A 10,025-nucleotide genomic window follows, 5' to 3' on the forward strand; every position below is an offset into this window, starting at 1 on the left:
TGTAGACGCAGCTGGCCGCGGCGGCCGGTGCCCGTGGCTCTCCTGGGGGGGCCGGCGCCTCGCCCGCGCCACCCCCGCACCTGGGCCCAGCCGGTGATGCCCGGGCGCACCGCGTGCCGCTCGGCGTAGCGCGCGACGATGCCCGCGAACTGGGCGTCGTGCGCCACGGCGTGGGGCCGCGGGCCGACCAGCGACATCGAGCCGAGGAGCACATTCACGAGCTGGGGCAGCTCGTCGAGGCTGGTCCGGCGCAGGACGCGGCCGACCCGCGTCACCCGCGGGTCGTCGCGCCGGGCCTGCGGGATCACCGGTCCGTTCTCGCAGCAGGTCATGGTGCGGAACTTCCAGACCCGGAACGGCCGGTTGCCGAGCCCGATGCGGCTCTGGCGAAACAGCACCGGCCCGGGCGAATCGAGCTTGATCAGCACCGCGATGGCAAGGAGGACCGGCAGCAGCAGGACGAGGCCGGCGGCGGCGGCGGCGACGTCGAGGGCACGCTTGAGCGCTAGGCCCGCCCCGCGCCGGGGCGCGATAGCGGGGAGCGTCCGGGCCGTGGCCGGCATCGCGGCGGCCTCGGCGGCCGGTGCCAGAGGCGGCAGGCCTGGAGCGAGGAGAAGGGCGAGGCTGCCGCCGGCCATCCCACCGCCGAGCCCGCTCCCTGCGAGCCCGGCATTGCCCAGTTCATCGCCGTCGGCCGCGCGGGATTGCGGTCGTGCTCCACGAGCCATTCGCCGTCTCCACCGTTAATGAGCGATTAATGATAGGCAGAGACGAGACCGTCAGGTCAATTTCACCACAATATCAGGCAATAATACGCCGCATCATCTTGCAATACTCCCTTCGGAGAACGGCCACGATGGCCGAATAGACGAACGTGAATAGTGTGCGAGTGGGCAAGGGCCGGGTGGTCGGCGGCGCCTACCGCTTATTGGGAGGCTGCGCCGCGATCCAGGACGGTCGAGGGTCGGCCCGATCCCTCGGCGACGCCGGGCGCCCGGCGTCGAGCCTGCCAGGACGAGAAGGCCTGAACCGCATGCGAGCAGCACACCGTCTCCCCGCCCTTCTCCGGCGCGGGCTCGTCCTTGGCGCGGTGTGCCTGCCGGCCGGCCTCGCGGGCGCGGCGGGCGGGCCGCACCCTGCACCGCCGGTCCCGGCCGCGACGGCGGCCGCCGCGGGCGGCCTCGCCGGCGCGGGATCCGCCACCGGGAATCTGGCCGGCTACAGCCTCGGGCCGCTCGACCGCATCCGCCTCCGGGTGTTCGAGTGGCGGGCGAGCCGCGACGAGATCTTCGCCTGGACCGCCCTCAACGACGAGTTCACCATCGGGGCAGACGGCACGCTGTCGCTGCCGATCGTCGGCGACATCACGGTGGCCGGGCTGCCGACCCGGGAGGTCGGCCGGCTGATCGCCCGGCGCCTGCGCGAGCGGATGGAACTGGCGGACGCCCCCGACACCGCGGTCGAGATCGCGCAGTACCGGCCGTTCTACATCAGCGGCGCCGTCGACAAGCCCGGGGAGTACGCCTTCCGGCCAGGGCTCACCGTCGGCAAGGCAGTGGCGCTGGCAGGTGGACCGCCGCGGGTCAACGACGGGGGCATGCTGCGCCTCGAGCGCGACGCGATCACCGCGCGGGGCGACCTCGCCAGCCTGCACAAGGAGCGCGAGCAGCTCAGCCTGCGCCTGGCGCGCCTGATCGCCGAGCGGGACGACAAGCCGAAGATCGACTTCCCGAAGGAGCTGGCGAGCCGCTCCGAGCCGGGCCTCGTCGCCCTGATCGAGCGCGAGGTCTCGATCTTCGACGCCCGCCGCAAGGCCCTGGCGACCCAGGTCGACGCGATCGAGGACCTCAAGCGCTTCCTGCGCCAGCAGATCGAGGCCCTGAACGGCCAGCTCGCTACGATCGACACACAGATCAAGCTGATCGCCACCGAGATCCGCAGCAACGAGCAGCTCGCCGAGCGCGGTCTCGCCACGCAGCAGCGCACGATCGCGGCCGGCCGCTCGATGGCACAGATGGAGAGCGAGAAGCTGCGCACCAGCACCGACCTCCTGCGCGCCCGCGAGGCGATCTCCCGGGCCGACCTGTCGATCCTGGACATGCGCAGCCGGCGGGCCACCGAGGTCACGGCGGACTTGCGCGACACCCAGCGCGGGCTCGAGCAGCTGAAGCCCCGGATGGAGATGGCCGAGCGCCTGATCCTTGAGGCCGAGGTCTCCGCCCCGCGCTTCCTCACCGACCGCGCCCAGGCCCGCCGCGCCCGGCCGAACTACCGCATCACCCGGCAGGTCGGCGCGGGTGCGCAGGAGATCGGCGCGGAGGAGGGCACGGCGCTGCTGCCCGGCGACACCGTGACGGTCGAGCTGCCCAACATCGACCTGCCGGTGGTGTCCTGGCCGAACCCGCCGCGGCCCGGGGCGATGACGTCGCTGCAATAGCGGGCTGCCGCGCGGTGAATGACGTCGCACCTCTTGCGGCGGCGAGCCTCACACACATTACGCCTGATCTGCAGCGGCAGGCCGAGCGGACCACGGTATACGGCACTGAAAGCCTATTTGGCTGGATCCGACAGGCGCTGAAAGTATCCGGACTGAACGGGCGAGTCATTTCTCGTCAGGCTCACCCGCTCTTTCCGGGCCCGGAAGGGGCCTGCACGACTTGAACGAAGTGGACGGAGATTCGGGATCCAGCGGAGGATGTGCCGCGAAGCGGCTCCGCATGCTGCACCGTTGCAGACACACGGTCGCTTCGCGACGTTTTACAGCTTGATCTCGGATCTCCTTCCGCTTCGCTGCAGTCGTCCGGAAAATGGGAGGAACTTAGCCGGGCTGCCTGTCCGGGAGGGTCTGTTCGCGACCACGTGGCGTGCCGGTCGATGTCGCGTCAGGCCCTTGAGTCCAGGGCTGCGAGGCGACAGCCCGAACCTGCCGCAGGCGCGGGGCTCACCGCCGGCCGCGCCACCACCGGACGAGGCGCGCCCACCTTGCCTCGATCCAGCGGGCGGAGCGCTCCAGCGAGGGCTTCATGCCGGGGATGTCCTCGCTGAGGAGCGCGAGGCCGAGGGGCAGCATCCACAGGCCGAAGACCGGCAGGATCGCCAGGAAGCCGCCGACGATCAGCAGCAGCGCGGCCGGGATGCGGACCCAGCGCCGGGCCGGTGCCCGCAGCCAGCCGACGGAGGTCCCGACCCGCTGCGGCAGGAGTTCGAGCAGCCGCGCGATCCGGTCGTCCCAGGCCTGCGCCAGCGGGTGCGGCCCCGGGCCGCCCTGGGGGGATGCCGGTGCGGCCACGGGCGGGCCGGGGCGCGATGTGGTGTCTTCGCCGATCATGGTGGAGACGAAATCGGCGGGGCCGCCCGACGGTTCCGCACGAAGCCTCTGCCCCTGCGAGGCCGCGCCGCATTGCCGAGGCCCGCAGGCCGACCTAACTCCCGCCCCCATGGAAACTACCGGCGAAGCAGGGTGCGGCGCCACCCCGGCGGCGGGCGCCTTGCAGGTCCGCGTCGTCCAGCGCCTGTCCGAGATCCCGGCGGCGGAGTGGGACCGCTGCGCCCTCTCGGCCGAATCCCTGACGGGGGCGGCCGAGAGCCACAACCCCTTCGTCAGCCACGCCTTCCTGTCGTCGCTCGAGGATGCGGGATGCGTCGGCGGCCGCAGCGGCTGGCTGCCGCTGCACGTCGCCGCGGAGCGGGACGGCAAGGTCATCGGCTACGCGCCCTGCTACCTGAAGTCCCACTCGCAGGGCGAGTACGTGTTCGACCACGGCTGGGCCGACGCGTTCGAGCGTGCCGGCGGGCGCTACTACCCGAAGCTCCAGGTCAGCGTGCCGTTCACGCCGGTGACGGGGCCGCGCTTCCTGATCGCCCCGGGCGAGGACCCGGAGGAGGCGACCGCCGCCCTGGCGGCGGGCCTGCGCGCCCTGCGCCGGGAGACCAAGGCCTCCTCGGTCCACGTCACCTTCCTGCCCGAGGTCGAGGCCGAGCGCGCGGGCGACCTCGGCTTCCTGCGCCGGGTCGACCAGCAGTTCCACTGGGACAATGCCGGCTACGCGACCTTCGACGACTTCCTCGGCGCGCTGGCCTCGCGCAAGCGCAAGGCGATCAAGCGGGAGCGCCGCGACGCGCTCGCGGCCGGGCTCACGATCGAGTGGGTCACCGGCTCGGACCTGACGGAGGCCCACTGGGACGCATTCTACCGCTTCTACATGGATACCGGCTCGCGCAAGTGGGGCCGGCCTTACCTCAACCGGCGCTTCTTCTCGCTGATCGGCGAGCGCATGCCCGAGCGGATCCTGCTGGTGATGGCCCGGCGCGAAGGCCAGTACGTGGCGGGCGCCATCAACCTGATCGGCGACCGCGCCCTCTACGGCCGCAACTGGGGCTGCATCGAGGACCACCCGTTCCTGCACTTCGAGGTCTGCTACTACCAGGCGATCGACTTCGCGATCAGTCGCGGCCTCGCCCGGGTCGAGGCCGGCGCTCAAGGGGAGCACAAGCTCGCCCGCGGCTACCGCCCGGTCATCACCCACTCGGCCCACGACATCGCCGATCCGTCCCTGCGCGCGGCCATCGCCGACTATCTCGCCCGCGAGGCGCGCCACGTCGAGATGGCCGCCGAGGCCCTCGACGCGGCGACGCCGTTCCGGAAGGCTGAGGACTGACGGCGCCGTAGCGCCCGGCCGGCCGGGCGGCTACGCTCGCCCCACGGGGCCCGTGCCGGGACCCGCAAGGGGGCCCGCGAGAGGCCCCGGCCGCGATTCGGGAGCGAGAACGTCATGCAGACGAGAGAGGGAGGACGCGGGCGCGCGTCCCGCCGGTTGGTCATGGGCTGCATCGGGGCGTTCTGCGCCCTGGCCGTGCCGATCTTGGCAGGACCGGCCTTGGCCGATCAGGCCCTGAGGCCGCGCAGCAGCGAGGCCCTGGCGCCGGCCCGGCCGGAGGAGGTCGGGCTCTCCTCCGAGCGACTCGGCCGCATCAAGCGCGTGATGGAGGAAGAGGTGGCGGCCGGCCGCCTGCCCGGCGCGGTGGTGATGATCGCCCGGCGCGGCCGCCTCGCCTACGCCGAGAGCGTCGGCTTCCGCGACAAGGCCGCCGGCGCGCCACTGGCCAAGGACGCGATCTTCCGCATCTACTCGATGACGAAGCCCCTGGCCTCGGTCGGCGCCATGGCGCTCATGGAGGACGGGCGTCTCCAGCTCACCGAGCCGGTGGCGAAGTACCTGCCCGAGTTCAAGGACCTGAAGGTGGCGGCAAGCCGCCCGAACGCGCTCGGCGAGGCGTCGCCCGACCTCGTCGCCGCCGAGCGCCATCCGACGGTGCAGGATCTGCTGCGTCACACCGCCGGCCTCGCCTACGGCGAGATCACCACCAACCCGGCGGTGAAGGCGGCCTACGCCAAGGCCGGCCTGTTCAAGCCGGATTTCGACTACAACACCACCGACCTCACCCCGGAGGAGTTCACGAGCCGCCTCGCGGCGGCGCCGCTGGCCTATCAGCCCGGCACGGTCTGGCAGTACAGTCTGGCGGTCGACGTGCTCGGCCGCGTGGTCGAGAAGGCCTCCGGCCAGCGCCTCGGCGACTACCTGGCCGAGCGGGTCTTCCGGCCGCTCAAGATGACCGAGACCGGCTTCTCGGTGCCGGCCGACAAGGTCGGGCGGATCGCCCAGGCCCTGCCCACCGACCCGGCCACCGGCGCGCCCAACCGGCTCATCGACGGCGCGGTGCCGAAGAACGATTCGGGTGGGGCCGGCGGCTACGGCACCGCCGCCGATTACCTGCGCTTCGCGCAGGCCCTGCTCGACGGCGGCAGCCTCGACGGCGCCCGGGTGCTGAGCCGCACCACCGTCGAGCTGATGACCGCCGACCACCTCGGCGACCGCATCAAGCCGGTCGTCAGCCCCGGCGAACTGCTGATGGGCGTGCCCGGCTACACCTTCGGCCTCGGCTTCATGGTCCGCAAGGACGCGGGCATCGCCGGCGTGCCGGGCTCGAAGGGCGAGTTCATGTGGGCGGGCTACGCCGGCACCTTCTTCTGGGTCGACCCCAAGGAGGACTTGGCGGTGGTGATGATGACCCAGGCGCCGGGCCCGAGCCGGGCCTACTACCGCCGGGAGATCAAGCAGCTCGTCTACGGCGCCATCGCCGACTGAGCCCGGCGGGCGCCGCCGTCACAGGATGTCCGCACGGGATGTCCGGGCGCCCCCGCCCGGACATTCCCCCCTCGTTCAGGCCGCCCGGACCGTCGCGAGGAAGCGGCCGACCTCCGCCCTCAGGTGCTCGGACTGGCGCGACAGCGCCGAGGCCGAGGCCAGCACCTGCCCGGCCGCTGCCCCGGTCTCCTCCGAGGCCCGGGCGACGCCCGCGATGTTGCTCGTCACCTCGCCGGCCCCCGTGGCGGCCTGGGTCACGTTGCGCACGATCTCCTGGGTCGCCGCCCCCTGCTCCTCCACCGCCGCCGCGATGCTCGCCGCGACGCCGCTGATGTCCCGGATCCGGCCGGTGATCCCGCCGATCGCGGCCGCTGCCTGATCCGTCACGCCCTGCACCTCGCCGATCTGGCGGGCGATCTCCTCGGTCGCACGGCCGGTCTGGCTGGCCAGCTGCTTGACCTCGGCGGCGACGACCGCGAAGCCGCGGCCCGCCTCGCCGGCCCGGGCCGCCTCGATGGTGGCGTTGAGCGCCAGCAGGTTGGTCTGGCTGGCGATCGAGGAGATCAGGCCCACCATGTCGCCGATCCGGCCGGAGGTCTGGCGCAGCGCCTGCACCAGCTGCCCGGTCTGGTCGGCCTCGGCCACCGCGGCCTGGGCGAGGTGGGTCGAGCCCTGCACCTGACGGCCGATCTCGGCTACCGAGGCGCCGAGCTCCTCCGCCGCGGCCGCCACGGTGTTGACGTTGGCGCTCGCCTCCTCGGCGGCGGCCGCCACCGTGGTCGACTGGCTCGCCGTCTCGGTCGCCGTCGCGGTCATCTGCTCGGCGGTGGCCTGCAGCTCGGTGGCGGAGGCGGAGACCATCCCGACGACGCCGCCCACCGCCTGCTCGAACCCGTCGGCGAGCGCCATCATGGTGCGCCGGCGCTCCTCGGCGGCCGCCGCGTCGGCGATGCGCTTGATCTCGGCCTGCTCGGCGGCCTTCCGCGCCACCATCGCCCGGATGCCCTCGACGGCCTTGCCGATGGCGCCGATCTCGTCGCCCCGGCGGCCCTCGCGGATCTCAACCTCGGTCTCGCCCCGCGCCATCCGCTCGAGCACGCCCACCAGGGCGCCGAGCGGCCGCGTGATCCCGAGGACCGCGACGCAGCCGGCCAGGAGCAGGGCCGCCAGGAGGCCCGCCGACGCGCAGGCGACGAGGAGCAGCGTCGCCCGGGCGGACGCCCTCTCGGCCGAGTCCCTGGCCTCGGCCAGCTCCCGGCCCAGCACGTCGATCCGGCCCTGGATCGCCTCCCGCACCTTGGCCCGGGCGACGGCGCCCTCGCCCAGGGCGAGCTGCGCCGCCGCTGCCCTCTCGCCCTTCAGCGCCAGCGCCGTCGAGCGATCGAGGACGCGGTGGAAGGCCTGGACCTGGTCGCGAACCGCCTGGATGGCGGCGCGCCGCTCCGGCGCGAGGGCGAGCCCGATCAGCACGTCGGCCGACGCGTAGGCCTCCTGGATGGCGGCGTCGTAGCGGGCCTTCAGCCCCGCCATCTCCTCGGGACGCGTCTCGACGATGAGGTTGCGGTTCTGAACCGTCGCCTCCGTCACGCCGATCCTGACGTGCAGAATGTTCTCGAGGCGCGAGGCCTGGACGTCGACGAGCTGGCGGGTCTGTGCGGCGAGCGTGTCGATCGTGCCGAGCGCACTGACGACGAGGCCGACGGCGACGATCGCGACGAGACCCAACGGAGTCGCAACCTTGATCAGGATCCGGGTGTTATTCAGGAGCTTCATCAGACTGGTACACTCGCTGCAGTCCCGAAACTCTAAGCCATAACAAAGTTATTTCCCCCTTAAGCATCGCCTTGAACGTGCTCCGGCTCCGCGTTTGACTGTTAGCCGATTGCACGGCGTCGACGGAGCGCACGGCCCCGCCGGGGACGGGCCTGCCGGCGCGGCGCCATGCAAGGCCCCCCTCTGGACTCGACACGCCCGACATCGGAAGGATGGGCGCCGTCCGGCCCGGCCCCGCCCGGGCCCGCCTCGTCCGGGAGCGTTCCGCCGCATGTCACCGATCGACCGCATCTCTGCCGACCTCGACGCGCTCACCGCGATCCGGCGCGACCTGCACGCCCATCCGGAGCTCGGCTTCGAGGAGGTGCGCACCTCGGGCATCGTGGCCGAGAGGCTCGCCGCCTGGGGAATCGAGGTGCATCGCGAGGTCGGCCGCACCGGCGTGGTCGGCATCCTGAAGGGCCGCGGCACCAGCCCGCGCCGCATCGGCCTGCGCGCCGACATGGACGCCCTGCCGATCGAGGAGGCGACCAACCTGCCCTACCGCTCGACGGTGCCGGGCAAGATGCACGCCTGCGGCCATGACGGGCACACCACGATGCTGCTCGGCGCCGCCAAGTACCTGGCCGAGACCCGCGACTTCGACGGCACCGCGGTGTTCATCTTCCAGCCCGCCGAGGAGGGCCTAGGCGGCGCCCGCGCCATGCTGGCCGACGGCCTGTTCGCGCGCTTCCCCTGCGACGAGGTCTACGGCCTGCACAACAACCCGAGCGGGCGCACCGGCGAGCTCTCGGTGCGGCCTGGCCCCGCCATGGCGGCGGCGGACTTCTTCGACATCCGCGTCGTCGGCAGGGGCGCCCACGGGGCGCAGCCGAACCGCGGCATCGATCCCGTCGTGGTCCAGGCCGCCCTGGTCCAGGCGCTGCAGACGATCGTCAGCCGCAACGCCGACCCGCTGCAATCGGCGGTGCTGTCGATCACCCAGGTCCATGCGGGGGCGGCCTACAACGTGATCCCGGAGGAGGCCCACCTCGCCGGCACGATCCGGACCTTCGACGACGGCGTGCGGGCCCTGGTCGCCAAGCGCATGCGCGAGATCGCCGCCGGCGTGGCGGCCACCTTCGGGGCCGAGATCACGGTCGAGATCCGCGACATCTTCTCGGTCCTGCGCAACAGTGAGGCCCAGACCCGGGCCGCCGCCGAGATCGCCACCGAGCTGTTCGGCTCCGCCAAGGTCGATACCGCGCCCGAGCCGAAGATGGGCAGCGAGGACTTCGCCGACATGCTGCACGCCGTGCCGGGCGCCTATGCCTGGCTCGGGGGGAAGGCCGGGGCGAGCCTGCACAACGCTGCCTACGACTTCGACGACGCGATCATCCCGCTCGGCGCGGCCTACCTCGCACGGTTGGTCGAGCGCCGCTCGGCGGCGTCGGTGGCGTGACGGGAACAGCACGATGAGCGAGACGGCCTACGATCCTCAGAACATCTTCGGCAAGATCCTGCGGGGCGAGGTGCCCTGCCACAAGGTCTACGAGGACGCCCACGTCATCGCGTTCATGGACGTGATGCCCCAGGCCGACGGCCACACCCTGGTGGTGCCGAAGGTCCCGAGCCGCAACCTCCTCGACGCGGACCCGGTCGTCCTCGGCCACCTCACCGCCGCGGTGCAGAAGGTGGCGCGGGCCGCCAAGGCGGCGTTCTCGGCCGACGGCGTCGCGGTCTACCAGTACAACGAGGCGGCGGCCGGCCAGACCGTGTTCCACCTCCATGTCCACGTCCTGCCCCGGCACGACGGCGTCGCGCCGCGCCGCCACGCCGGCGGCATGGCGGATCAAAAGATGCTGGCGGAGCACGCGGAGCGGATCCGGGCAGCACTCCAGGGCTGACGACGGGCCGAGCCGCTGATACCGCCGCGCCGTCGAACGGACCCCGTTCGGCGGCGCGGGCTTAAGCCCGAACGGGCGCCAGCGCAAAAGCCCCGCCTGTGACTTTGCGCCGGACGCTCTCGCATCGACGCGAACGTACGCTGGTATGATACCGCCGCGTCTTCGAACGGACTCGTTCGGAGGCGCAAGGCAAGCCCGAACGGGCGCCGGTGCTGATGAG

General features: G+C 72.4%; 8 protein-coding genes. 5 read left to right on the forward strand and 3 right to left on the reverse strand.

Translation table 11 applies throughout. The annotated features are described in order from the left end of the window. Positions 1-728: sugar transferase (locus VQ02_RS26615; protein WP_209437070.1), on the reverse strand; the 728-nt coding region annotated here is incomplete at its 3' end. A gap of 305 nt (positions 729-1,033) precedes the next feature. Here VQ02_RS26615 and VQ02_RS26620 point away from each other — a divergent pair. Beyond that, positions 1,034-2,437: a polysaccharide biosynthesis/export family protein gene (locus VQ02_RS26620; protein WP_053080560.1), complete on the forward strand. Its 1,404-nt coding sequence runs from the start codon at positions 1,034-1,036 to the stop codon at positions 2,435-2,437. A gap of 504 nt (positions 2,438-2,941) precedes the next feature. On the opposite strand, the gene VQ02_RS26625 is transcribed toward VQ02_RS26620, so the two are convergent. After that, the gene (locus VQ02_RS26625) at positions 2,942-3,328 is read right to left on the reverse strand and encodes a hypothetical protein (protein WP_048447261.1); all 387 of its coding nucleotides are present in this window, start codon (positions 3,326-3,328) and stop codon (positions 2,942-2,944) included. A 109-nt stretch (positions 3,329-3,437) separates the two neighbouring features. Here VQ02_RS26625 and VQ02_RS26630 point away from each other — a divergent pair, with 109 nt between their 5' ends. Beyond that, positions 3,438-4,658, forward strand: coding sequence for a GNAT family N-acetyltransferase (locus tag VQ02_RS26630; RefSeq protein ID WP_048447262.1), 1,221 nt, complete (start codon positions 3,438-3,440; stop codon positions 4,656-4,658). 114 nt (positions 4,659-4,772) lie between these two features. Continuing rightward, positions 4,773-6,146 carry a serine hydrolase domain-containing protein gene (locus tag VQ02_RS26635; protein WP_245239865.1) on the forward strand — a complete coding sequence of 458 codons (1,374 nt, stop codon included), beginning with the start codon at positions 4,773-4,775 and terminating at the stop codon, positions 6,144-6,146. A gap of 75 nt (positions 6,147-6,221) precedes the next feature. Here VQ02_RS26635 and VQ02_RS26640 read toward each other — a convergent pair whose 3' ends face one another. Beyond that, complete coding sequence (locus VQ02_RS26640; RefSeq protein WP_048447264.1) at positions 6,222-7,919, reverse strand: methyl-accepting chemotaxis protein; 1,698 nt, start codon at positions 7,917-7,919, stop codon at positions 6,222-6,224. Positions 7,920-8,190: 271 nt separating this feature from the next. Here VQ02_RS26640 and VQ02_RS26645 point away from each other — a divergent pair, with 271 nt between their 5' ends. Next, the gene (locus VQ02_RS26645; protein ID WP_048447265.1) at positions 8,191-9,360 is read left to right on the forward strand and encodes a M20 aminoacylase family protein; all 1,170 of its coding nucleotides are present in this window, start codon (positions 8,191-8,193) and stop codon (positions 9,358-9,360) included. Positions 9,361-9,373: 13 nt separating this feature from the next. Beyond that, positions 9,374-9,805, forward strand: coding sequence for an HIT family protein (locus tag VQ02_RS26650; protein WP_048447266.1), 432 nt, complete (start codon positions 9,374-9,376; stop codon positions 9,803-9,805). Positions 9,806-10,025 lie beyond the last annotated feature (220 nt).

This window comes from Methylobacterium variabile (assembly GCF_001043975.1).
Classification (GTDB): domain Bacteria; phylum Pseudomonadota; class Alphaproteobacteria; order Rhizobiales; family Beijerinckiaceae; genus Methylobacterium; species Methylobacterium variabile.